Below are 25,593 nucleotides of genomic sequence, written 5' to 3' on the forward strand. Positions count from 1 at the left end.
TGCGGCACCACCGGATGCCGCGACACAAAGACTAGCCGGCGCTGGCGCAATGGCGACGCCAGAACAGGCGGTAGCCCTCCTCGACCTTGCGCGTGTAGGTCTCGACATTGCCCGCGGCCGAGCCCGCGACCATCGCCGGCAGCGCGGTCCGCAGCTTCGCCAGCTCAGCCGGCTTCGAGGCCCACTTCGCGGCGAGCGCGACATACCCGTCGTCGTCTTCGGCGACGAACTCGCCGAGCCCGACCGCCGTGACGATCGCCGCCGCGGCGCGCGACGCCGCGCTGCGTCCGAGCCTGGCGATGACCGGCACGCCGGCCTGCAGCGACTCCCAGGTGCTGACGCCGCCATTCTGCGGAAACGGATCGAGCGAGATGTCGACCTCGGCAAACTGCGCGATCTGCTGCTCGCGCGTCGACCAGCCGAGACAGACCACGCGCTCCGGCGCGACGCCTTGCGCGGCGAAGCGCGCCAGGAGACGGTCACGCAACAGGGGATCATCGAGCGAGCTGCTCTTGATCACGATGCGCGAGTCCGGCAGCTGCTGCATGATCCGTGTCCAGACGATCAGCGCAGGATCGGAGATCTTGTCCAACCGATTGAACACGCCGAAGCTCACAAAGCCATTGCGGAGCATCGGCAGCGGCGTCGGCGCGATGTCCGGCAACGCCTCGGTGGTGATCACCGCCGGCAGGTCATGGACCTGCTCGGCGAACAGATGACGTACCGCTGCGGGCACCGTGACCGGATCGGCCAAGAAATAGTCGATCGTCGGCAGCCCCGTGCCGGTGCCGCTGCCCCAGGCCGTGACCTGGACCGGGGCGGGCTTGCGGGCAAACAGCGGCAGGCGATTGCCGGCGGAGTGGCCGGAGAGATCGACCAGGATATCGACGCCATCGGCGTCGATGCGGTCGGCCAGCTCGTCGTCCGACATCTGCGCGGCGTCGACCCAGAGGTCGGCGCAGGCACGGAATTGCGCCGTGACGGCATCCTGCACCGGCGAGCAGGCATAGCAGGCGACTGCGAAATTCTGCGGGTCGCGATGCCTGAGCACCGGCAGGAATGTCAGTGCGGCCGAATGATTCCGGAAGTCGGAGGAGACGTAGCCGATCGTCAGGCGCCGTTCCGGGTCGAGATCGCGCTTGGCCACCGGCCGGCGCGGGATGTGGGCGCCGATCCGCTGCCACCATTCGCGCCGTGCCGCCTGCTGGAGCGCAAAGTCGGCCTCCGGCATGAACTCGAGCGTGAAGATCTTCGCGGTCATGGCCTCGGCAAAATCGGGCCTGATCTCAAGGGCGCGGTCGAAATGCTCGACGGCCGCAACGACCTCGCCCTGCTTGGCGTAGCAGATGCCGAGCCACAGCCAGGCCTCCTCGGAGCGCGGATTCCGCTCCAGCACCTTGCGGCAGGCATCGACGGATTGGGCGACGTCCTTGAAGTGGCCGAGCTGGGCCTTGCCGAGCAGCGCCATCTCCAGCATCGGATCGTGCGCCAGCGCCGCCTCGTAGTCCGCCTTCGCCTGGTCGAAACGGCCGGCCATCTGATGCAGCCGGCCGCGCTGCGCCAGCACCTGCGGCGCACCGGGCTTGACGGCAAGCGCGGCATCGAAGGCCGCGAGCGCCTCGGTGTGATGACGCAGGTTGATGCTCGCCAGCCCCTTGCCGAACATCGCCTCCATGTGGCGCGGATTGAGCGACAGTGCGCGATCGAAGCTCTGATTGGCCTCGGCGTTGCGACCGAGCGGAAGCAGTGCCATGCCGCGGTTGCAATAGGCGTCGGCATAGTCTGGCTTCAGCGCGATGGCCCGCTCATGCGCCGCGATCGCCTCGTCCGGCAGGCCGAGGCGCATCAGCGTGTTGCCGAGGCCCGTCTGCGCGACCACGAGGGCTGGCTTCAGCGCAATCGCCCGCTCCTGGCACTTGCGCGCCTCCTCGAAGCGCTTGCGGTTGAACAGCGCGAGGCCGAGATTGGAGAGCGCCTCGGCATGTCGCGGCTCGATCTCGACGGCCTTGGTGAGCGCCTGCGAAGCGAGATCAATTTGGCCACCGTCCAGCGCCGTCACGCCGAGCAGGTGCAGGGCATCGAAATGATCGGGCAGCAGCGCCAGGATCTGGCTGCAGATCGCCTGGGCTTCGGAACGGCGACCGCCGCGATAGGCGGCGACGGCCGCGGGCATCAGCGCATCGGCCTGCTTGCGATGCTTCTTCTGCAGCCTCGCATTCTGAAACGCGCGGGAACCGACATCGCTTGCCAAAGACGGCCTCCGAATAACGCGTGGAACTACATATCGGGCTTGTTCACGCGCGACCTTGCTTCAGGCCGCGACGGATGGGCCTCAGCCGCCAGTGGCGCAATAGCGGCGCCAGAACTGGCGATACCCCTCCTCGACCTTGCGCGTGTAGGTCTCGACATTGCCGGCGGCCGAGTTGGCCACCCGCGTCGGCAGCTCCGCACGGAGCTGAGCGAGCTCGGCCGGCCGCGCCGCGTGTTTCAGGGCGATCGCAATGTACCCCTCGTCGTCCTCGGCCACCCAGTCGTCGAGCCCGATCGCCTTGACGATCGCGCCGCCGGCCCGCGACGCCGCGCTGCTGCCGAGCTTGGCGACCACGGGCACGCCGGCCTGCAGCGATTCCCAAGTGCTGACGCCACCATTCTGCGGGAACGGATCGAGCGAGATGTCGATGTTGGCGAACGCTGCGATGTGCTCGTGGCGCATCGAGGCGCCGAGACAGGTGAGGCGGCTCTCGTTGACGCCGTGCGCGGCGAAGCGGGCGATCAGCGTGTCGCGCAGGAATGCGTCCTCCAGCGCGCCGTTCTTGATGACGATGCGGGCGTCCGGCAACGCTTGGAGCAGCGCCGACCAGACCCTCAGCACCTCGTCGGAGATCTTGTCGACGCGGTTGAAGACACCAAACGTGACGTGGCCGTTGCGCAGCATCGGCAGCGGCGTCGCCTGCGCTCCCGGCAGCGGATCCGTCGTGATCAGCGCCGGGAGATCGTAGACCTGTTCGGCGAACAGCGGCCGCACCGCCGATGGCACCGTGACCGGATCGGCAAAGAAGTAGTCCATCGTAGGCAATCCGGTGCCGGTCGCGTTGCCCCACGCGGTGACCTGGATCGGCGCCGGCTTGCGGGCAAACACGGTGAGACGATTGCCGGCCGAGTGGCCGGAGAGATCGACCAGAATGTCGACCTGGTCGGCCTGGATGCGATCGGCCAACTCATCGTCGGACAATTGAGATCCGTCGACCCAGCCGTCGGCCGCGACCTTGCACTGTTCCGTCACGGAATCGACCAGCGGCGAGCACGAGTAGCAGATGACCTTGAATGCCGCGTGGTCGTGATGGCGCAGCACCGGAAGGAAGGTCAGCGCGGCCGAATGGCTGCGGAAGTCGGACGACACGTAACCGACCGTGATGCGGCGATCCGGGTCGCGGTCGATGGCGGCAAGCTGGCGCTGCGGGATATGCGCGCCGATCCGCTCCCACCATTCGCGGCGGACGGCCTGATGCACGGCCACGTCGGCGCCGGGATAGAAATCGAGCGCGAAGATCTTCTTCATGATCGCATCCTCGAAATCCGGCTTGATCTCGAGGGCGCGGTCGAAGTGCTGGATGGCGCCGGCGGTATCGCCCTGCTTTGCGAGGCACGTGCCGAGCCAGATCAGCGCCACCTCCGACGCCGGATTCTGCTCAAGCACCCGCTTGCAGGCCACCATGGCCGGCGCGATCCGCTCGGTGAGCACGCAGACATGGGCCTTGCCGAGCAGCGCCGCCTCCAGCCCGGGGTCGGTCGCCAGCGCAGCATCGAAATCGGCCTCGGCCTCGGCGAACCGTCCCATCTGCACGTAGAGACGGCCACGCTGCGCGATGACCGCCGCCGTCCCCGGCTTCATGGCGAGCGCGGCGTTGAAGGCAGCGAGCGCCTGCTCGAGATGCCGCAGATTGACGCTGACCAATCCCTTGCCGAACGTCGCCTGCATGTGCCGCGGCGCCAGCGCCAAGGCGCGGTCGAAACTCTGTTTGGCCTCTTCGTTGCGCAGCAGGAGCAGTTGCGCCATGCCGCGATTGCAATAGGCGTCGGCAAAGTCCGGCTTGAGGGCGATGGCGCGGTCATGCACCTCGATCGCCTGCGCGAACAGCTGCATGTTCATCAGGGTGTTGCCGAGGCTCGTCAGAGCCGTGGCGAAATTGGGCTTGAGCGCAACGGCGCGCTCCTGGACCGCGCGCGCCTCTTCGTAGCGCTTCATGCTGAACAGCACGAGGCCGAGATTGGCCAGGGCCTCGGCATTGCGCGGCTCCACCGCGACGGCGCGGGTCAGGGCCTGCTCGGCGAGGTCGAGCCGGCCGCTATCGAGCGCGGAGGCGCCGAGAAGGTGCAAGGCGTCGAAATGATCGGGCACGAGGGCCAGAGCCTGTCCGCAGATGGCCTGGGCATCGGCATGCCGGCCCGCCCGGTAGGCCTCGACGGCCTTCGGCAGCAGACCATCGGCCTGCTTGCGATTCTTCTTCTGCAGGCGCGCATTCTGGAACGCGCGCGATCCGATCGTGCTTTGCAACGAAGCTCTCCGGCGGACGACGTCCGGGGCTGTCTAGCACGGCTCGCGTGATTCGAGGCGAGACCCGCCCTACTCGCGGCGGTAATCGTCCTCGATGCGGATGATGTCGTCCTCGCCGAGATAGGACCCGGTCTGGACCTCGATCAGCTCCAGCAGGATCTTGCCCGGGTTCTCCAGCCGGTGCACCGCGCCCATCGGAATGTAGATCGATTCGTTCTCATGCACGGTCTTGACGGTCTCGTTCACGGTGACCCGCGCCGCGCCGCGCACCACGATCCAGTGCTCGGACCGGTGATAGTGCTTCTGCAGCGACAGGCGCTGGCCAGGCTTGACGATGATGCGCTTGACCTGATGACGCTCGCCATTGTCGACCGACTGATAGCTGCCCCAGGGCCGGTGCACCTTGATGTGCGCCTCGGTCACTTCGGGCGCCACGGTCTTGAGCTTGGCGACCAGCCGCTTCAAGCCGTTGGCATCGCGCTGGCGCGACACCAGCACGGCATCCTGCGCCGCCACCACGACGAGATCGTCGACGCCTTCGAGCGCGACCAGCGCCTTGTCGGTGACCACGTTGCAGTTGCGGGAATCCTCGAACACGGCGGTGCCGCGCGCGGCATTGCCCTGCCCGTCCTTGTCGGACAGTTCCCAGACCGCATGCCAGGAGCCGACGTCAGACCAGCCGCACGACACCGCCACCACGGCGGCACGTTCGGTCTTTTCCATCACGGCATAGTCGATCGAGATCGGCTTGGCCGCCGCGAAGGCATCGGAATCCAGGATGATGAAACCGAGGTCGCGGCCGGCCTTGGAGACAGCGTCGATCACCGTCTGCACGCTGCCCGCATCGAACTTGCGGTATTCATCGAGCAGGACCGACGCGCGGAACATGAAGTTGCCGCTGTTCCAGAGATAGCCCTCGCGAATGTAGCGCTCGGCGGTCGGCTGATCCGGCTTCTCGACGAATTTTGCGACGGCCCGCACTTCCCCGGATACCGATGCACCCGGGCTGATATAGCCATATTCGGTGGCCGCGCGCTCCGGATTGACGCCGAAGGTGACGATGCGGCCGGCCTCGGCGGCAGCGAGCCCCTGCCGGCACGCCGCGAGGAAGGCCGCGGTGTCGCGAACGACGTGATCGGCCGCGAGTGCCAGCACGACAGCGTCCTGATGGCGCGACTGGGCGAAGGCGGCTCCGGCGGCGATGGCCGGGCCTGAATCACGCCGCATAGGCTCCAGCAGGACGTCGGCCTCGATGCCGATCTCGGCCAGTTGCTCCAGCACCATGAAGCGATAGGCAAGGTTGGTGATGATGATCGGCCGTTCGAACAAATCGGCATCGGATACGCGCAGCAGCGTGTCCTGGAACGTGGAACGGGCGCCGAACAGCGGCAGGAACTGCTTCGGGCGGACCTCCCGCGATGCCGGCCACAGCCGGGTCCCAGCGCCGCCGCACATGATGAGAGGAATGATGCGTCCGGTCATGAATCAACCCGTTAAATTCGGTGATAGTCGCGGTACCATTTCGCAAAACGTCCGATGCCGTCGGCGATCGAGGTCGCCGGCCGGAAGCCGATGTCGCGTTCGAGGTCGCTGACATCAGCATAGGTCGCTTCGACGTCGCCGGGCTGCATCGGCAGCATCTCCCTGATGGCCGGCCGCCCGAACTCCTTCTCTAGTAGTACTATCACGTCCATCAGCTGTTCGGGATGATTGTTGCCGATATTGTAAATCCGCCATGGCGCCCGGCTGCTCGACGGATCGGGCCTGTTTCCATCCCAATCCGGGTTTCCCTGGGGCGGGCGGCCGATCAGGCGGACGATGGCCTGCACGATGTCGTCGACATAGGTAAAATCACGCCGCATCCGGCCTTGATTGAACAGCCTGACCGGCTGCCCTGCGAGGATGGCCTTGGCAAAGATGAACATCGCCATGTCGGGACGGCCCCAGGGGCCGTAGACGGTGAAGAAGCGCAGCCCGGTGGCCGGCAGGCGATAGAGATGGCTGTAGGAATGCGCCATCAGCTCGTTGGCCTTCTTGCTTGCCGCATAGAGGCTGATCGGATGATCGACATTGTCCTTGACCGAGAACGGCAGCTTGGTGTTGGCGCCATAGACCGATGAGGACGATGCGAACAGCAGATGCTCGCAGCCATGATGGCGGCAACCCTCGAGGACGTTGATGAAGCCCTCGAGATTGGCATCGACATAGGCGTGCGGATTTTCCAGCGAGTAGCGCACGCCGGCCTGGGCCGCGAGATGCACCACGGCGGGAAAGCGATGCTGGGCAAACAGCGCCTTGATGCCGGCACGGTCGATGAGATCGAGCTTGTGAAAGGTGAAGCCGGGCGCCGCCTTCAGAATGTCGAGCCGCGCCTCCTTCAGCTTCGGATCGTAATAGGCGTTGATGTTGTCGATGCCGACCACCTGCCGTCCCTCGGCGAGCAGCCGCTGCGACAGGTGAAATCCGATGAAGCCGGCGGCGCCGGTCACGAGGATGGGATGATCTGCCATGGTCGCTCCGTCAGGGTCGCCACAGTTCGATGGCGGCGGGTTTGCTCGCGCGGTCGAGCTTCATCTTGACGTCGAGCACGAGGCCGCTCTCCTCGCGCAGCAGGCCCTGCACAAGAGCCCAGCCTCCGGCGAGATACTGATCGTGCGACACGGCCAACACCACCGCGTCGGCTGGGCGCAGCGCCTCGATCGCCGTCAGGCCGATGCCATACTCCTCGTGCACCGCCGCTGCATCGGCGAGGGGATCGGCGATCTGCACCTCGACGCCGAACGACTGCAATTCGCTGATGATGTCGATCACCCGCGAATTGCGGATGTCCGGCACATTCTCCTTGAACGTCATGCCGAGGATGGTGACGACGCCCCCCCGGCCCTTCCGCCGCAGCAATCCGCGAATGCATTCGCGCGCAATGCGCCGGCCCATCTCGTCGTTGATGCGGCGGCCCGCCAGGATGACCTCGGGATGGTAGCCCGCCTTCTCGGCGCGATAGGTGAGGTAATAGGGATCGACGCCGATGCAGTGGCCGCCGACGAGGCCGGGCGTGAAGGGCAGGAAGTTCCACTTGGTGGCGGCGGCTGCGAGCACGTCGCCGGTATCGATCTCGAGCGCCTGGAAGATCAGCGACAGCTCATTCATGAAGGCGATATTGAGATCGCGCTGGGTGTTCTCGATCACCTTGGCCGCCTCGGCGACCTTGATCGAGGGCGCACGATGAATGCCGGCCGTGACGACCGAGCCGTAGACGGCCGCCACGATCTCGAGCGTCTGCGGGTTCTGTGCCGAGACGACCTTGGTGATGGTCTCGAAGCGATGCGTCTTGTCACCGGGATTGATGCGCTCCGGCGAATAGCCGACGGTGAAGTCGGCCCCCGCCTTCAGGCCCGAGCAGCTCTCCAGCAACGGGACGCAGTCTTCCTCGACGGCGCCCGGGTAGACGGTCGACTCATAGACGACGATGTCGCCGTGCTTCAGAACGGCGCCAACGGTGCGCGTCGCGGCCAGCATGGCGCCAAGATCGGGCCGACGCGCGCTGTCGATCGGGGTCGGAACCGTGACGATGAAGAAATCGGCAGTCGCGATATCGGCCGGCTCGCTGGTGAAGCGCAGGCCCGGCCGCCGCAGATCGCCCGCATCGACCTCGCAGGTTCGATCCCTGGCGTCCTTCAGCTCTGCGACGCGGGCCGCATCGATATCGAACCCGATTGCCGGGCAGCCTGTCCGCGCGAACGCAGCCGCGACCGGCAAGCCGACATAGCCAAGGCCTATCACCGCAATCTTCCGGCCATGAGACATAAATTGATATTCCGGTCGTTTCGGAGGCCATTGACGCCACCCCTGCGACTGTTTAGCCACCGGGGCATCAGGACCGCAAGGGGCGGCTAAGGCTCCCCTCGACCCGGGGTCCGGCCCTGCCAGGACGGGAGTTGCGCGTATCGCACTCGGCTTGGACCGTTTCAACCAAGAGCGAAGCCAGCCTGGCATGCGTGCGTTTTTGATTCTTCTCCTCCGGATCGTGGTGTCGCTGGCTCTGCTGTATCTCGCTCTGCGCGGGATCAACTTTGCGGCGATCCGCGAGCGGCTCAGTCAGATCAACGTCGGCTGGATCGGGCTGGCGGTGGCCATCACGCTGGTGCAGATCTTCATCGGCGCCCTGCGGTGGCGCGAGATCTCCGCGCTGTGCGGCGCGCCGCTGACGGACATGCAGGCGTTCCGCTACAACATGATCGGCGCCTTCTTCAATCAGACCCTGCCGTCCTCGATCGGCGGCGACGCCGTGCGGCTGTGGCTGATCGGGCGCACCGGCGCCGGCTGGCGCGCAGCCAGCTACTCGATCCTGACCGACCGCGCCGTCGGCTTCATCGCGCTGGCGCTGATCATCGTCGCGAGCCTGCCGTGGAGCTATGGCATGATCGCCGACCAGCACGGGCGCCTGGCCCTGGTGCTGGTCGACGCCGCCGCACTGGCGGCCGGCGTCGGCTTCCTCACCATCGGCCATCTGCCGGCGGCGTGGATGAAGGCGTGGTGGCCGACGCGCCACGTCTATGCCTGCTCGGTGATCGCGAACAGGGTAATCTTCGGCCGGAGCACGGCTGCGAAGATCGCCGTGTTGTCGCTGTCGATTCACGTGCTCGCCGTCGTCATCGCCTGGTGCGCGGTGCGCTCCATCGCGGCGCCAGCCGCATTCGAACAACTGTTCCTGCTGACCCCGCCGATCATGCTGATCACGATGCTGCCGATCTCGATCGCTGGTTGGGGCGTCCGCGAGGCGACGATGATGGTCGCATTCGGCTATGCCGGGCTTGCGCCGGCCGACGGCACCGTGGTTTCGATCCTGTTCGGCGCGGTCTACTTCATCGTCGGCGGCATGGGCGGCCTCGTGTGGATTCTCAGCGCCGAAAAGGGCGCTGGCCGCCTCGCCGTTCCCGCGACGGTCGAAGACTGACCTGGATCATGATGCGATTCCACGGAATCGCATCATGATCTCATCTCTTTGTTTAAGCATGATCTTTTCGGAAAACCGGTTTCCACTTTTCCGGATCATGCTCTAGGCGGCGCGCGCCCATTCGTCGTGCCAGGCCTGCGCCATCAGCACGTTCCAAAGCCAGTAGGAATGATTGTGGCGGCGGCTGAGATGCTCGTCGAACATGCGCGTCACCCGCACCGGATCGAACAGACCCTGCCGCCTCAGCCGCTCCGGCGACAGCAGGTCCGAGGCCCATGATTTCAACGGCCCACGCAGCCACGCGTCGAGCGGAATGCTGAAGCCCGTCTTCGGCCGATCGATCATCTCAGCCGGCACGTGGCGATACAGCACCTGCCGTACCAGCCATTTGCCTCGGCCGTCCCGCACCTTCATGCCGGAAGGAACCTTGGCTGAAAACTCGACGACGTCCTTGTCGAGGAACGGCACGCGCGTCTCCAACGCCACCGCCATCGCCGCGCGATCCACCTTCTGCAGGATGTCGTCGCTGAGATAGCTGAGGGAGTCCGCCAGGGTCATGCGGTCGAGCGGGTCGAGCTGCGCCGCAAGCTGCCGCATCTCGTTCCCTGCCCAACTTTCCTGCTCCGTGCCGCCCACCACCGTCCCGGCCGGATCCTGATCGATCGAGCACAGCGCCCGGTAGAGGCCATCAAAGCCGTCGGCGGCAATGACGCGGCCGAGCTTGGCCACCTGATCGCCGGCATGCCGAACCTTCAATCGGGCCGGCAACACCGGCTGCAGCGCCCTGAGAACCGTATCGGCCGGCTCTGGGGCGATCGCACCGAGAACGGCACCAATCGCACGCCGCAGCGGCATCGGCACGCGACCAAGGCGCGCCTGTAGCGCGCCGCCCCAGACATGCCTGTTGTAGCCGCCGAACAGCTCGTCGCCCGCGTCACCTGACAATGCGACAGTCACATGCCGGCGCGCGAGCTGCGCGACCAGATGCGTCGGGATCTGCGAGGAGTCGGCGAACGGCTCGTCATAGATCCGCGGCAGCTTGGGCACCACGTCCATCGCGGTCCGCGCATCGACATAGAGCTCGGTGTGATCGGTGCCGAGATGCTGCGCGACGTTGCGCGCGTCCTCGGCCTCGTTGTAGCCGCCTTCGGCGAAGCCGATGCTGAAGGTGCGCACAGGCTGGCCCGCCTGCGCCTGCATCAGGGCGACAATCGTCGACGAATCGACGCCGCCGGACAGGAACGCGCCGAGCGGCACGTCCGACAAGCACTGTCGCTTCACGGCCACCGACAGCAGCTGCTCCAGCCGTTCGACCGCCTCGCCCTCGTCGGCAATGCGATCGTCCTGAGCGGCGGCGACACGATCGCGCAGCGACCAATAGGGTTGCGGCAGCGGCCAGCCGCCGGGAGCCGCATCCGCGGAGAAGCTCACGAACGACGCCGAGGGCAGCTTGCGTATGCCGGTCCAGATCGTGGCGGGCGCCGGCACGTAGGAATAGCGCATGAACGCCGTGAGCGCCGCTCGGTCGAGCGACGGCGCCCAGGAGGGATGCGCCGCCAGCGCCTTGAGCTCGGAGCCGAACACCAGATCAGCGTTGCTCCAGCCGTAGAACAGCGGCTTTTCGCCGAAGCGGTCGCGTGCCAGGATCAATTGCCGAGTCTCGGCGTCCCACAGCCCGAAGACGAACATGCCGATCAGGCGCTGAAGCGTCGGTCGAACGCCCCATCGGCTGATCGCGGCGAGCAGCGTTTCGGTATCGGAATGACCGCGCCAATTCGGCGCGTCGCCACCGGCCTCCAGCTCGGCACGGACATCGAGATGGTTGTAGATCTCGCCGTTGAAGGTGACGGTGTAGCGCCCGCAGGCACTGTGCATCGGCTGCGCCCCGGCCTCGGAGAGATCGAGGATCGCCAGACGGCGATGTCCGAAGGCGAGGCCCCTCGCAGCGCTGATCCAACTGCCGGACGCATCTGGCCCCCGATGCGCCAGCGCCGTCGTCATGCGATCAATGATTCCGGTCAGTTGGGCCTCGTCGGCTCCGCCGGGGCGAAGCAGGCCGGCTATGCCGCACATGGTGCCATCTCCGCCACCCCGTCCCCCATCTGCATGGCTCAGTGGCCCTCGACGGCGTCGCGCAGCAACTCCGTCTCATGATTGGCCAGGAAACCGAGGCTCGGACGGCTGGTGCCGTAGTAATAGGGCAGCCCCAGCGCACGCCTCCAGCGCGACAACAGTCCTGCGCCATCGTGATCGCCTTCGAATTCAGCCAACCGACCGTCGGCGATGGCCAGGACCTCATCGGCCGTGTGGCGGATGTCGTCCGCCGAGTTGGTCTCCGGATGCGCACCGCTCCGGCCCAGCACGGCCGCATCGAACACGCGCCAGCGCCAGGGCGACGTCGTCAGTTGATGCTGCGTCAGCACGGTGCCGTCTGCTAGCCTGACGGGCTTGAGGGCAAAACGGACGTTGCTGTTCCACAGCTGGGCGTCGGTCGTGATCGCATTCACGATCGCACAAGGAATTCCGAAACTGACAGCGACATTCGTCAACCCGGACGTCGTCCCAATGAATGCGTGGGCATGGCGAATCAGGTGGATGTCCATCAGCTCCGATCTGAATTCGCTCAGCGCGTAATCGATCGTGCGAGCCATCGGCGGAAGCCTCGGCGAGTTCGGACCACCGAGCTTGATGACCCATCCGCCATGGGTGGTGATCAGACGAATGGCGTCCAAAGACGTCTCGATCGGCGCATTGCGATGGGTCTGCCCTGTGCCCATGAACTCGAAATAGTGCGCAGCGTCCCGCGTGTGCAGGCACACATACCAGTCGTCGGGCTTCATGCCGTGGCTGGAACGGAACGCGTCGAAGCCAGCCGCTGCGGCGGCCGCACTCCGATCGTAGGCGTCACGCAGCGGATGCCCTCTTCCCTCGCGCTCCCATTGTTCGATGGCGATCGCACCGGCGTCCTGCCAAGGTACGACCCGCCCGTCCGGCAGCCTGAACGCGTTGAAATTCAACCCGTACCAGCGCTGCAAGGACAGCAGTTCTTCACCCAGTCGCTCCGATACGGTTTCACCGATCACCACGACCTTGCCGAAACTTTCAAACAGCTTGAAGAAGACCGCATTGGCGATGCTGTCGGGGCGGACGACGATCACGGCTTCGCCTGACCACCAGCCCAGCTCTCGCATGCGAAACAGGATGTCGAGCATGCCCAGATGGCCGATCTGCGTCGCCCATTCCTCAGGAACGAGCCGCAGCGCATCCAGGGTCACGCCGAGCCGGTCGAGCAGCCGCCTCAACTCATCAGAAAGCGGTGGCGGCGATGCCCGGAGTTCCTGCTGCACGTTCAAAGCCCGCTCGTACAAGCGAATTGCAATCTCGCCGCGACCGACATGCATCACGCGCTGGCCCGTGAAGTTGCACAGGTCGAACAGCCGGCCGCGAGCCCCGCAGAGGAAATCGAGGCTGTTCGGGAAGTAACGCGGTGAATTCCGAGCCGCGATGTTCTGGTGGGGACGGAAAAAATGCAGGCTGCTCCGACACGCCCAGAACATCGCATCGAGCGCCGCCGCTTCATCCCCTTCGATGAGGTCGACCATGGCCTTGTAGAAGGCGAGATCGACCATCGCCTCGAGCTGTTCGGGCTTCGCTCCTGCCGCGGCGTCGCGCGCCTCCGAAAACTCGCCCAGCTCGAACAAGGATCGAACCAGCGCGTATCTGGTCTCCGCGTCATCGGACGCCAAGGCATCGCGGCCGACCATGCCGGCGGCCTCGCGATAGGCACCGATGCTGCTCAGGGCTCGAAGCGAGGCAGCGGGGAAATGGCGGCTGAGAGCCGTCGAAAAACGAAACTCCGGCCGAGTTGCAAGATATGACGTCACATAGGGAAAATACGCCTGAGCCAGGCGCCGCCTGAGCGGAAGTCTCGCGGCGAAGGCGATCACCAGACCAAGGAACACCACGCGTCGCGGCAGCAGATTGAGGGTCGCCCCGACTATGACAAAGACCTGGTAGACAAACCGTCGGCGCCCGCCGCGCATCGGCCTTCGCTTTTGCAGTTTCATACGACCAAGTTCCACACAACCTTGAAATCCCCGATTCCGCGCGTTCGGATCAAGGCAGAGCTTGGACGACCGGCCGTTCAAGTCGCCTGCGCTGCGCGCCCGGGATCACTTCTCGGGATGAGGACAGCACGCTCGCCGGGTCGGATGCGAGATTCCCCCAAGGAGACATCGCCCCGCAAATGCCAACCAGGGATTGAACCGTTTGGATCGCACCTATAACAGAGGTGTCGGGAATTTTCCAAGCCGAACATGGGGATGAACGCGAGCAAACCTAAGAGAGAGGAGAATTCAGAAATTCCGGCATCCAACCGCACCTGGTCACATCGCCCCTGATGGCAGGGAGACGTCGACGTCTCGGACGAACCGGCATGGCGCCGGCGTCGCCTTTTGCTGAAATCCCGCACAATCATTTGCCGTCGGGAAATGCCCGTTTGAAGGCCGCCGTCTTGACGATCTCGCGAGCAAGATGGCTCGTAAAGACCTGAGCGCCCTGCCGATCCAAATGGCCGCCGCCGTCAATCGTCGTCAGGCCATCGAATGGCGGCGCGATCAGCTCGATGTTCAATTCTTTCGCCAGTTCCGCGGCCTGCTGGACGCAAGACTGGCTATGCGGGACCAATGTGAGCACGACCTGTCCGCCCACCTCATTGAGAAATCTCTTCGCATAGTCGACAATCGCGGGGGTCGTATGGCAGTCAGGATTGCGGGCCGACAGCATCGGCTTGTTGCCCAAGGCGACGTAGCCCGGATTGGCATCCAGCGCCATGTCACCATCAGTGATGTTGCGATAGAGGCCGGTGGGCGAGAAATAGCCATTCTGATACGCCGCAACCAAGTCCTCGATACGCCAGTGCAAATTGCGGCCGATCACCGTCAGGTACCCCCGCATTCGATTGCGCTGGACGGCGGCAATGGGCTGTTTCTGCGGACCAAGAGTGACGTTGAGATCGTTGCTGAAAAAGTGCACGAACTGATCGTCGGCATTGATGATCCACAGACGCGGACGGATTTTCCAACGTTGGATCACGAGCCGCGAGAACTCACCGCCGCGAATGCCCACGAAGGCCATGTTGTAGATCCCCAATCGACCGAGCACCGGCGATTGCGCGAGCGTCTGCCGGTCCACGGCATAGCTGACGAAGGACGGACCAAGAAAGACAATGTCAGCCCGCTTGGCGGCTTCGACCGATCCTCCGAGGTTGCTGTAGAAGATATCCTGGTCCTGGATCTGCGGAATGCTGCGGCCTCCGAAATCACGATACCAGTTGGTGTCGCCTTGGCGCGGAATCTGCAGCACTCCATCGCGCAACGTCCACACGTCGGACGAGAACAGCGACAAACCGAGCGAAAACGCGAACGCGGCCGCCAGGCCCACAATTCCGACTGCGATGAGATAGCGCCCGAATCCACCCGGTTCAGCTGACTTTTCCGGTGCAGACCGGCCGACTGTCGACATGACGCAATTCCCGCTCGATAGGTTGTCTCGGTGGGTGTCGTGGCAGCTGCTTTCGGCTTCGACAACGAGAGTCTAGACACGACGTCAGCCGGTGGAACAGAGGGTTTCCCGCTCCTCCCCAGTTTGCTTTGCGCGCGAGAGCGCAGACCTATCGGGATGTCATCTGCATGGCCCATAGAGGGTTTCTTCGCCGCTGCGATCATCGGCGAGAGTGATTGCGCGAAACCCCATCATGGCGTCGTCGGATTGGCGTCGTTGGTCAGATTTTCGAGCTGCCATAGCAGAAGAATCATTGATCGAAAAGGGCCCGCCCTTTTCGAGAGGCCGGCCGCACGTCGCTGCCGTCAGGAGGCGGCATCCCCCGAAATTCGCAGCGGGAGAGGTGCACCCAACTTGGCAGCGCCCTCAATCATTGATAAAGCAACGCAATATGCAGCAACATCAAGAAACTTGTTATGCTTTTCACGCAGTTTGAGTTTCTGTTCCTGTTCCTGCCGGTGACCCTGGTCGGCTATTTTCTGCTGGCTCGCTTTTTCGCCGCCCCCGTCGTGCGCCTCAGCTGGCTCACCGCGGCGTCGCTCACCTTCTACAGCTATTGGGACATTCACTTCGTCCCGATCATCCTGGTCTCCATCGTCTTCAATTATACGATGGGTCTGCTGATTGCCGGACAGACCGGAAAGCTCCGCACTGGCCTGTTTTCAGCTGCCATCACGCTCAACCTGGCTGCGCTCGCGTTCTACAAATACACGAATTTCGGCATCCAGATCCTCAATGCGATCACCGCGTCGAAACACCCCTCGCTCGCGATCGTTCTCCCGCTCGGCATTTCGTTTTTTACCTTCACCCAGATCGCCTACCTCGCCGACGTCTACGGGGGGTATTCCGATGAGCGAAGCTTCGTGAAATACGGCCTGTTCGTCACGTATTTCCCGCATCTGGTCGCCGGCCCGATCCTCCATCACCGCGAGATGATGCCGCAATTCGGCTCGGAGGAGAGCCGAAGGATTTCGCTCGAAAAAGTCGCGGTCGGCCTCACGATTCTGACCATTGGGCTATTCAAGAAGTCGTTCATCGCGGATGGGTTCGGCCTGATCGCGAATCCCGTGTTCCAGGCCGCCAATTCGAGCCACCTTCACCTGATCGACGCCTGGGGCGGCGCGCTCGCATACTCGCTGCAGATCTACTTCGATTTCTCAGGCTACTCGGACATGGCGATCGGCATCTCGATCATGTTCGGGATCCGGCTGCCCTTCAACTTCGATTCCCCCTACAAGTCGCTGAGCATCGTCGAATTCTGGCGCCGTTGGCATATCTCGCTGTCGCGCTTCCTGCGCGACTATCTCTACATCCCGCTTGGCGGCAACCGCTACGGCGAGCACCGGAGAAACGCCAACCTCTTCGCCACCATGCTGCTCGGCGGTCTCTGGCACGGCGCCGGCTTCACCTTCATCATCTGGGGCGCCCTGCACGGGCTGTTTCTGATCGTCAATCATCGCTGGAGCAAATTCGTCGCGCAGCGACCGGCCCTCACCCGCCTGTCGGCGACCGCCTGGTATGCGGTGGCGGCTCTATTGTTGACACAGTTCGTCGTGGTTCTGGCATGGGTTTTCTTCCGGGCCGACAATCCGAATGCCGCGGTCAGGCTGATCAAGGGGATGCTCGCCCTGTCCAACCCGGAGAAGATCACGGCAACGAACCTCGTCGATCCGCGCGTCATGATCGCGATCCTGGCAGGCTATGTCGCCTGTTTCACCCTGCCCAACGTGAACACAATGTTCGAGCGTTGGAAGGTCGGGCTGGAAACCTACCACAACCCTCGTCCCTGGAGCATTCTGAACCTGAAGTGGCGACCGTCCTTGCCGTGGGCAATCGGAACTTCCATCGCGCTCGTGGCGGCAGTTCTGATGAACATCATTGCCGGAGACACCTCGCAGTTCCTCTACTTCCAATTCTGAACGAGCCGGGCGTGGCAAGCGACGGGCCTCGAGCCCTCGCCACCGACATTCTGGCTTAGTGAACGCAGAAGGGCCGTCGATCGCGCCGATCCTGCTGAGGAATCCGAATATGTTCTCGTCGAAGCTGTCCAGGCAGGCGGCGTGGCGCTGGCGCATCATCCGCTTGCGGCAACCACGCCAAGCTATTAGCCTGATTTTAGCGCAATCAACTCCCAGCACGACGCGGATTGCGAGCCAAACTCGCTAACTCCCGAAGCACAATCATCAAGGCGGGCTCGAACTTTGGCGCGGTATCTTGCGATCGTAGTGGCGCTGTTTGCTGTCGTTTTCCTGCCGCTGCTGGCTGTTTTCGAATGGGCCGGCTGGCGATTGGGCGCGACCGTTCCGCTCTCCATGATTGCAGCCCAGCAATCGCGCACAGAACGGCTGGTCTGGCTCGGCACCTTCAAGGACTATGCACCCTACAAGCTCGAACGAATCAAACAGGTCCGTCCTGAGGTTCTGCTGGTAGGAAGTTCGCGGTGCGGTCAGGCGCGCGAGCAGATGTTCCGCCCCTATGTGACCTACAATGCGTGCCTGACGGCTTGGCCTCTCACGCACGTTGTGGACTTTGTCGATCGCGCAACCACGGTGGCGAAGCCGCGCGTAGTCGTCGTAGCGCTGGACTACTTCCTGTTTGGCGATTTCCTCGCTGACGTCTGGCGGAAAGAACGCACGATGGACTTCGCCCAGGGCATCGATTCGCATCGGCGGAAGCTGCACGACGTCGCAGACTTCGTCACGCGGGCCCACGGAGACCTCGATGCAATCCGTTCGGCCATGATGACGCCGCAGCTCGAGCCTGTTGACAACAACAGGCTGATAGGAACAGAGGCGATCCGTGGCAAGTTCGGGTTCCGCAAGGATGGTTCCGTCATGGTCGCGCCACCTTACCGGAATGCAGCAGCCGAAACCTTGGCGCGCGGCGCTCAATACGTCACCTCCTCGTTTCCGGGCGCGCCCCATCTCAGCGAACGCGAATTTGGCGAGATCGAGCGGCTGTCTCGGCTGTCCCGCGAGCGCGGGTTCTCGGTGATTGCAATCCAGTATCCGCTCCTGGAGAGCGCTGCCGCCTTTCTCGACACCGATGAGGCCTATTGGCCCTATTCCGGACTCTGGCGCGAGATCAGGAGTCCAGAGACCGTCGAAAGATTTGCGCAGCTAGGCATTCAGTTCTTCGACATGAGCCGCACCGAGATATCGCGCGATGCCGGCAACTTCTTCGATCCCGCGCATCCTTCGGAACGGGGCATGCTCAAGACCTACCTCGCACTGCTGGACCGCCCCGAGTTCAGCAAGCTGTTTCCGCTGATCGACCGCAGCGCGTTGACGGCCGATCTTGAAAAAGGACAAGGTGAACAGTTCGACCTCTATCACTGAGACGTCCTGCGAGAGACTGGCGTCCCCGAGGCTTTTCCGCGTGGCCCGCCGACCAGCGCAACGCAGTCCGTCTCTCGCCGGAGCATTCTTGGATCCATCCTTCGCCTGATTCGTCTGCACAGCGCCGAGCATTGCCGTGAAGGACGATGAGCTCTCCGGAAGCCGCATTCCGACGCGACCACACAACCGCAAGCTAACAGGACTGTTTGTGCTGCTGCGCACACCTGATAAAGAGACCATTGGAAATGATCGGCCGCCGGCCCCTCCATCGCTCCGATCTCGGGGTCGCGCTTGTTTTTTTCGCAACGAAATCAATGTCGGGCATGAAAGATGCAGATCGGAACGGGATTCGCGGTGCAGATGTGCCGGGCGACAGCGACGCTTTGCATCGGAGTTCTTCGGCCGGCGAATGACACGCTGGCCGGATGTCCTACCTCAGCCCGATCGAGCCGGAGGTGAATTCCTTGGATCAGGTGATCGATATGAGTGAGATGGATCTGGCCTGCCAGACTGTTCGCGCCTCTTGTGACTCCGGGGAGACGATTGCGTTCGTGTCCGGCAACTTCAACGTCGTGCACCCCGGACATCTACGGCTCTTGAAGTTCGCCGCCGAGCAGGCCGACGTGCTGGTCGTGGGCGTCAATCCCGATTCGACGCCCGGCGTGACCCTGGCGCAGGACATGCGCCTCGAAAATGTGCGTTCCATCGCCTTTGTGCACCATGCCGTGCGCTTGGATACGTCGGCGTCCGACTTCATCGCGCATCTGAAGCCGACCGTCGTCGTCAAGGGCAAGGAGTTCGAGGATCGCGCCAATCCCGAGCAGGAGGCCGTGGACGTCTATGGCGGGCGGCTGATCTTCTCGTCCGGTGAGTTGCGCTTTGCGTCGCTGTCGCTGCTGGAACGCGACGCCAACATCGACATCTCCACGGTTCGCAAACCGCAGGAATTTCCCAAGCGCCACGGCTTCGAGATCACGAATCTGAAGGATCTGCTCCGCAAGCTCTCCGGCATGCGGGTCGCCGTCATCGGCGACCTGATCGTCGACGAATATGTCACCTGCGATGCGGTCGGCATGTCCCAGGAGGATCCGACCATCGTGGTGACGCCGCTGATGACCCGCACCTTCGTCGGCGGTGCCGGCGCGGTTGCGGCGCATGCCCATGGCCTCGGCGCGGACGTGAAGTTCTTCACGCTCGTCGGCGACGACGAGGCGGCGCGATTCGCGCGCAACACGCTGGAACAGCATGGCGTCAACTTCAACGCCTTCACCGACCAGAGCCGGCCGACCACGCGCAAACAGCGTTTTCGCGCGCTCAACAAGACGTTGCTGCGGGTCAACCATCTGCGCCAGCACGCCTCGGACGCCGACCTGCAGCGGCAAATGCTGACATCGGTCGAGCGTGCCTTGAAGACCTGCGATCTGCTGCTGTTCTCCTGCTTCAACTATGGCTGCCTCCCGCAGGATCTGGTCGACGCGATCGCGGATCGCGCCCGCGCACAGGGCGTGATGATGGCGGCCGACAGCCAGGTGTCCTCGCAGACCGGCGACGTCTCCCGCTTCAAGGGCATGACCCTGCTGACGCCGACCGAGCGCGAGGCGCGCGTCGCGCTGAACGACTTCATCTCGGGCCTCGCCGTGATCAGCGAGCGGCTGGTCGAGCGGGCCCGCACCAAGAATCTGGTGATCACGCTCGGCGCCGAAGGCGCGCTGATCAACACCTTGGCGGATGGCACCTTCACCTCGGACCGGCTGCCGGCGTTCAATCCGTCGCCGAAGGACGTGTCCGGCGCCGGCGATAGCTTCTTCATGGCCTGCTCGATGGGCCTGCGCGCGGGCGCCGATATCTGGCGGGCCTCCTATCTCGGATCGCTGGCGGCCGCCCTCCAGGTCTCCCGCGTCGGCAACCTGCCGTTGACGACGGCGGAGCTGGTGCGGGAAATCGACGAGACCGGGTTCAGCCAGGAGTAGGATATCGTCATGCGTGCCCTCCTGCTCGCGGCGGGGATCGGAAGCCGGCTGCGCCCGCTGACCAATACGACGCCGAAATGCCTGGTGCGTGTGCACGACCGGCCATTGCTGGACTACTGGCTCGATCTCGTGTTCGAAGGCGGCATCGAGCGCGCGCTGCTCAACACACACTGGCTCGCCGAACAGGTGCGCGCGCACGTGGCGCAATCGCGCTGGCGGGACCGCATCGATCTCGTTCACGAAGATGAACTGCTCGGGACGGGCGGCACCGTGCTTGCCAATCGCGCCTGGTTCGGCGACCAGCCCTTCCTCGTGGCTCACGCCGACAATCTGACGGATTTCGACGCCGCGGGGCTGCTCTCCGCCCATCGCAACCGCCCTGATGGCTGCATCATGACGATGCTCGCGTTCCGCACCGATGATCCGAGCTCGTGCGGGATTCTCGAGCTGGACGATCAGCACAGGGTGATCGCCTTCCACGAGAAGGTCAAGAATCCGCCTGGGAACCTCGCCAATGGCGCGGTCTACGTGTTCGATCCTGCCGTCATCACCGACATCGCCGCGTTGGGAAAGCCGATCGTCGATCTCTCCACCGAAATCATCCCCAACTATCTCGGACGCATTTTGTGCGTGGAAACCAGCGGTTATCATCGGGATATCGGTAACCCGGAAAGCTTGCGCCGGGCCCATTTGGAGTTTAATCACGAACCGCGCCGTGGCGGGGACGTCTGACGGGCGGCTTGCGCCGCCGGGCTGGTCGCCTTCCCTAGCCAATTTGTATAAAGGTGCGCGCGACGCGCCAGCCGGCGACACGACAGGCGAGCCACGGGGATTGCTCAGATGAAGATATTCGTGACCGGAGCGTGCGGCTACAAGGGCAGCGTGCTCGTGCCGAAGCTCTTGAAGGCCGGCCACAAGGTGGTCGCGTTCGACATCATGTGGTTCGGCAATTTCCTCGAGCCGCATCCGGATCTCACCGTCGTCCAGGGCGACGTCCGCAATCCCGACGCCATCGACCTGACCGGGGTCGACGCCATCATCCATCTCTCCAGCGTCGCCAACGACCCGTGCGGCGATCTCGACCCCAAGCTGACCTGGGAGATCTCCTGCCTCGCCACGATGCAGCTCGCCGATCGCGCTTATCGCCACGGCATCAAGCGCTTCATCTACGCGTCCTCCGGCAGCGTCTACGGCGTGAAGGAAGAGGAGCAGGTCACCGAGGATCTCGAGCTGCTGCCGATCTCCGAGTACAACAAGACCAAGATGTGCGGCGAGCGCATCGTGCTGTCCTACAAGGATGACATGGTGGTGCAGATCGTCCGTCCCGCGACCGTGTGCGGCTACTCTCCGCGCCAGCGGCTCGACGTCTCCGTCAACATGCTGACGATGCAGGCGCTGATGAACGGCCGCATCACCGTGTTCGGCGGCGACCAGACCCGGCCGAACATCCACATCGACGACATCACCGACCTTTATCTCTTCCTGCTCGATCATCCTGAGCACACCGGGATCTATAATGCGGGCTTCGAGAACATCTCGATCCTCGACATCGCCAATCTGGTCACCAAGCACGTGCCGGCTGAGGTCATCGTGACGCCCTCGAACGACCCGCGCAGCTATCGCGTCAACTCCGATCGCCTGCTCGCGACCGGCTTCCGCCCGAAGAAGACGGTGGAGGACGCGATCAAGGAAATCATCGGCATGTACTCGCAGGGCCAGCTCAAGAACGACGATCGCTGGTACAATCTGAAATGGATGGAGAAGGAGGTCGTGAAATGAACGTCCTGGCCTTCAAGACCCCCGGCAGCCTGTTCGCCGACTACACCAGCCGCTTCAGCACCGTGCTGAAGGATTTCGACTGGAGCCCGGTCGAGAAGCTCGCCTATGATCTGCGCGACTGCTGGCAGACCGGCCGGCAGGTGTTCTTCTGCGGCAATGGCGGCAGCGGCGGCAACGCCAACCACCTCGCCAACGATTTCCTCTACGCGCTCTCGAAGACGCCAGGCTCGGGTCTGCGCGTGCACTCGCTGTCGTCGAACCCATCCGTGATCACCTGCCTCGCCAATGACGAAGGCTATGACCAGGTGTTCTCGCTGCAGCTCGCGGTGCTCGCACGCAAGGGCGACGTGCTGATCACCTTCTCCGGCTCCGGCAACTCGCCGAACATCCTGAAGGCGCTGGAAGAAGGCAAGAAGATCGGCATGACCAGCTATGCCGTGCTGGGCTTTTCCGGCGGCAAGGCCAAGGCGCTCGCCGACGTGCCGATCCATTTCGCGGTCGACGACATGCAGATCGCCGAGGACGCGCAGATGGTGATCGGCCACATGATCATGCAGTGGCTGTACGCCCAGCGCGGCGACATCATCACGACGCGCGAGGTCTGACGGACAGGGACGATGGCTGCGAACGAAAAGTACCTGATCCTCGGCTCGAACTCGTTTTCGGGCGCAACCTTCGTCGACTTCCTGGCCGCGGCCGGTCACGACGTGATCGCGACCAGCCGCTCGGACGAGCCGCATGACGCCTTCCTGCCGTACAAATGGCAGAAGCGTCCCGGCAAGGTCCGCTTCCAGCGCGTCGATCTCAATCACGATCTCGATGCGCTCAAGGCGCTGCTGGCCTCGGAGCGGCCGACTCACGTCGTGAACTTCGCGGCCCAGAGCATGGTCGGCGAGAGCTGGCTGCATCCAGACCACTGGATGATGACCAACGTCGTCTCCGCGGTCCGGCTGCACGACATCCTGCGCAACTATGACGGCCTCGACCGCTACGTCCACGTCACGACGCCCGAGGTCTACGGCTCGACCGAGGGCTGGGTGCGCGAGGACGCAGCCTTCAACCCGTCGACGCCCTACGCCGTGTCGCGCGCGGCCGGCGACATGAGCCTGCGCACCTATTTCGCCAACTACCAGTTCCCCGTGGTCTTCACACGTGCGGCCAATGTGTACGGCCCGGGCCAGCAGCTCTACCGCATCGTGCCGCGCACCATCGTGGCGGCGATGACGGGGCAGAAGCTGCGGCTTGACGGCGGCGGCAAGTCGATCCGCGTCTTCATCCACATGACCGACGTGTCGGATGCGACGGTGAAGATCGGACGCAGCGGCAAGCTCGGCGAGACCTATCACATCTCGGGCTACGAGTTGGTCTCGATCCGCACCCTGGTCGAGATGATCCTGGCGCGTCTCGGCAAGTCGTTCGAGGATTGCGTCGAGATCGGACCGGAGCGCCCCGGCAAGGACACCGCCTACACGCTCGACAGCTTCAAGCTGCGCACCGAGCTCGGCTGGCGCGACACGTTCTCGCTGGAACAGGGCATCGACGACGTCATCGCCTGGGCGCGACGTTTCGAGGATGTCATGGCCAAGCTGCCGACCAAGTACGAACATAAACCCTGATCGACCCCTGCGCTTCCCGGAGAAGCGCGACTGGAGAGCACGATGAACGTTGCAGTCCGGAGCCCGGCGGCCAAGCCTGACGCCGCCGCCCTGAAGGCGCAGGCCGCAAGGTTGCGCGGCAAGATCATCGAGATGTCGCACAAGGCGCAGGCCGCGCATCTGGCCTCGTCGCTGTCCTGCGCCGATGCGATGACCGCAGCCTATTGGCATGTGCTGAACATCGACCCGAAGAATCCCACCGACCCGCTGCGCGACCGCTTCATCCTCTCCAAGGGTCATGCCGCCGCGGCGCTGTTCGCGACCCTGGCGATGAAGGGCTACTTCCCGATCGAGGAGCTCGACACCTACTGCCAGGACGGCGGCCGGCTCGCCGAGCATCCGCCGGCGAACCTTTTGCCCGGCGTCGAGGCGGCCACCGGCTCGCTCGGCCACGGCCTGCCGCTCGGCTGCGGCATGGCGCTCGCAGGGCGCATCAAGGGCGAGAACTACCGCGTGTTCGCCCTGCTCTCCGACGGCGAGAACAACGAGGGCTCGGTGTGGGAGGCGGCGATGTTCGCCGCCGCCCAGAAGCTCGAGAATGTCTGCGTCGTCGTCGACTACAACAAGTGGCAGGCGACCGCGCGCTCCAACGAAACCCTGATGCTGGCGCCGCTGCGCGACAAATGGGCCGCCTTCGGCTGGGACGCCCACGAGATCGACGGCCATGACATCGGCGCGCTGGCGGAAGCCATGCAGAACATCCCGAACGGCTCCGGCAAGCCGGTGGCGCTGATCGCCCATACCGTGAAGGGCAAGGGCGTGTCGTTCATGGAGGACGACAACAACTGGCACTATCGCGCCCCCACCGCAGACGAAGTGGCGAAGGCGTTCAAGGAGCTCGGCCTGTCATGAGAAACGCTTTCGCTGACGAACTGACCAAGCTCGGCAACGAGGACAGCCGCGTCGTCATGCTCTCGGGCGACATCGGCAACCGCCTGTTCGACAAGTTCAAGGACAAGCATCCGAGCCGCTTCTTCAACTGCGGCGTCGCCGAGGCCAACATGATGGGCGTCGCCGCCGGCATGGCCATGAACGGCCTGCGCCCGGTCGCCTACACGATCACGCCGTTCGTGACGACACGCTGCCTGGAGCAGATCCGCACCGACGTCTGCTATCACGAAGTCCCCGTGACCATCGTCGCGGTCGGCGCCGGCCTCGCCTATTCCGGCCTCGGCCCGACCCACCACGCCTGCGAGGACATCTCGTTCCTGCGCTCGATCCCGAACATGGTCGTGATCTGCCCGGGCGATGCCTTCGAGGTGCGCGGCGCGCTGCGCGCGGCGATGCAGCAGGACCGCCCGGTCTACATCCGCATGGGCAAGAAGGGTGAGCCTGTCGTTCACAAGGGCCCTCTTGCGGATTTCAAGATCGGCAAGGCCATCACGATCGAGGAAGGCAGCGACGTCTGCCTGCTCTCCACCGGCAACATGCTGCCGGAAGTCATTGAAGCGGCACATAAGTTGAAGGAGAAGGGGATCTCCGCCGAGGTCGTCAGCTTCCACACCGTGAAGCCGCTGGATGAGGACAAGCTCAAGCAGGCCTTCGGCCGCTTCAAGCTGGTCGCGACCATCGAGGAGCATTCGCTGATCGGCGGCTTCGGCTCCGCCGTCTCCGAATGGCTCGCCGATACCGAGACGAAGCACCAGAAGTTCCTGCGCTTCGGCACGCCGGACGCCTTCTTCAAGAAATCAGGCGAACAGGAATACGCCCGCGAGGTGCTGGGACTGACCGGCCACCAGATCGCGGACAAGATCATCCACGCGTTGAGCTGAGACATCAC

General features: G+C 64.1%; 18 protein-coding genes. 10 read left to right on the plus strand and 8 right to left on the minus strand.

The genetic code is table 11. The features are described 5' to 3' along the window. Positions 1-31: 31 nt before the first annotated feature. The 5 genes from QW868_RS10450 to QW868_RS10470 form a co-directional block, all read right to left on the minus strand. Complete coding sequence (locus QW868_RS10450; RefSeq protein ID WP_316230498.1) at positions 32-2,251, minus strand: tetratricopeptide repeat protein; 2,220 nt, start codon at positions 2,249-2,251, stop codon at positions 32-34. Positions 2,252-2,332: 81 nt separating this feature from the next. Beyond that, positions 2,333-4,555: a tetratricopeptide repeat protein gene (locus QW868_RS10455; protein WP_316230499.1), complete on the minus strand. Its 2,223-nt coding sequence runs from the start codon at positions 4,553-4,555 to the stop codon at positions 2,333-2,335. A 69-nt stretch (positions 4,556-4,624) separates the two neighbouring features. Next, positions 4,625-6,037 carry a mannose-1-phosphate guanylyltransferase/mannose-6-phosphate isomerase gene (locus QW868_RS10460; RefSeq protein ID WP_315782699.1) on the minus strand — a complete coding sequence of 471 codons (1,413 nt, stop codon included), beginning with the start codon at positions 6,035-6,037 and terminating at the stop codon, positions 4,625-4,627. Between the two features lie 11 nt (positions 6,038-6,048). Continuing rightward, a complete protein-coding gene (locus QW868_RS10465) occupies positions 6,049-7,065 on the minus strand; it encodes an NAD-dependent epimerase (protein ID WP_316230500.1) in 1,017 nt (338 codons plus the stop codon). A gap of 10 nt (positions 7,066-7,075) precedes the next feature. Then, positions 7,076-8,359, minus strand: a complete 1,284-nt coding sequence (locus QW868_RS10470; protein ID WP_316230501.1) for a nucleotide sugar dehydrogenase — start codon at positions 8,357-8,359, stop codon at positions 7,076-7,078. A 187-nt stretch (positions 8,360-8,546) separates the two neighbouring features. Between QW868_RS10470 and QW868_RS10475 the strand changes: the two genes are divergently transcribed. Continuing rightward, positions 8,547-9,509 (plus strand): lysylphosphatidylglycerol synthase transmembrane domain-containing protein, encoded by a 963-nt coding sequence (locus QW868_RS10475; protein WP_316230502.1) that lies wholly within the window; start codon positions 8,547-8,549, stop codon positions 9,507-9,509. Between the two features lie 102 nt (positions 9,510-9,611). On the opposite strand, the gene asnB is transcribed toward QW868_RS10475, so the two are convergent. The 3 genes from asnB to QW868_RS10490 form a co-directional block, all read right to left on the minus strand. Next, positions 9,612-11,582 carry an asparagine synthase (glutamine-hydrolyzing) gene (gene asnB, locus QW868_RS10480; RefSeq protein WP_316230503.1) on the minus strand — a complete coding sequence of 657 codons (1,971 nt, stop codon included), beginning with the start codon at positions 11,580-11,582 and terminating at the stop codon, positions 9,612-9,614. A 38-nt stretch (positions 11,583-11,620) separates the two neighbouring features. Then, positions 11,621-13,576, minus strand: a complete 1,956-nt coding sequence (locus tag QW868_RS10485) for a TIGR04372 family glycosyltransferase (protein ID WP_315738891.1) — start codon at positions 13,574-13,576, stop codon at positions 11,621-11,623. A 406-nt stretch (positions 13,577-13,982) separates the two neighbouring features. Beyond that, a complete protein-coding gene (locus QW868_RS10490; RefSeq protein WP_315777126.1) occupies positions 13,983-15,032 on the minus strand; it encodes a hypothetical protein in 1,050 nt (349 codons plus the stop codon). Positions 15,033-15,487: 455 nt separating this feature from the next. Here QW868_RS10490 and QW868_RS10495 point away from each other — a divergent pair, with 455 nt between their 5' ends. From QW868_RS10495 to QW868_RS10535, 9 genes are all read left to right on the plus strand, one after another. Next, the gene (locus tag QW868_RS10495; protein WP_315738893.1) at positions 15,488-16,990 is read left to right on the plus strand and encodes an MBOAT family protein; all 1,503 of its coding nucleotides are present in this window, start codon (positions 15,488-15,490) and stop codon (positions 16,988-16,990) included. Positions 16,991-17,296: 306 nt separating this feature from the next. Then, positions 17,297-18,409, plus strand: coding sequence for a hypothetical protein (locus tag QW868_RS10500; protein WP_316230504.1), 1,113 nt, complete (start codon positions 17,297-17,299; stop codon positions 18,407-18,409). Positions 18,410-18,891: 482 nt separating this feature from the next. After that, positions 18,892-20,379 carry a PfkB family carbohydrate kinase gene (locus QW868_RS10505; protein ID WP_409997764.1) on the plus strand — a complete coding sequence of 496 codons (1,488 nt, stop codon included), beginning with the start codon at positions 18,892-18,894 and terminating at the stop codon, positions 20,377-20,379. 9 nt (positions 20,380-20,388) lie between these two features. Next, complete coding sequence (locus QW868_RS10510) at positions 20,389-21,111, plus strand: nucleotidyltransferase family protein (RefSeq protein ID WP_316230505.1); 723 nt, start codon at positions 20,389-20,391, stop codon at positions 21,109-21,111. A 108-nt stretch (positions 21,112-21,219) separates the two neighbouring features. Beyond that, positions 21,220-22,158, plus strand: a complete 939-nt coding sequence (locus tag QW868_RS10515) for an SDR family oxidoreductase (protein ID WP_315738896.1) — start codon at positions 21,220-21,222, stop codon at positions 22,156-22,158. After that, positions 22,155-22,763, plus strand: a complete 609-nt coding sequence (locus QW868_RS10520) for an SIS domain-containing protein (protein ID WP_315712798.1) — start codon at positions 22,155-22,157, stop codon at positions 22,761-22,763. Before QW868_RS10515 ends, QW868_RS10520 begins: the two co-directional genes overlap by 4 nt. A gap of 12 nt (positions 22,764-22,775) precedes the next feature. Continuing rightward, complete coding sequence (locus tag QW868_RS10525) at positions 22,776-23,774, plus strand: NAD-dependent epimerase/dehydratase family protein (RefSeq protein WP_315777123.1); 999 nt, start codon at positions 22,776-22,778, stop codon at positions 23,772-23,774. Between the two features lie 42 nt (positions 23,775-23,816). Further along, positions 23,817-24,665: a transketolase gene (locus tag QW868_RS10530; protein WP_316230506.1), complete on the plus strand. Its 849-nt coding sequence runs from the start codon at positions 23,817-23,819 to the stop codon at positions 24,663-24,665. Next, the gene (locus QW868_RS10535; RefSeq protein WP_315782713.1) at positions 24,662-25,585 is read left to right on the plus strand and encodes a transketolase family protein; all 924 of its coding nucleotides are present in this window, start codon (positions 24,662-24,664) and stop codon (positions 25,583-25,585) included. Before QW868_RS10530 ends, QW868_RS10535 begins: the two co-directional genes overlap by 4 nt. Positions 25,586-25,593: the final 8 nt, after the last annotated feature.

The sequence above is a fragment of the Bradyrhizobium sp. SZCCHNR1051 genome (assembly GCF_032489615.1).
GTDB lineage: Bacteria > Pseudomonadota > Alphaproteobacteria > Rhizobiales > Xanthobacteraceae > Bradyrhizobium.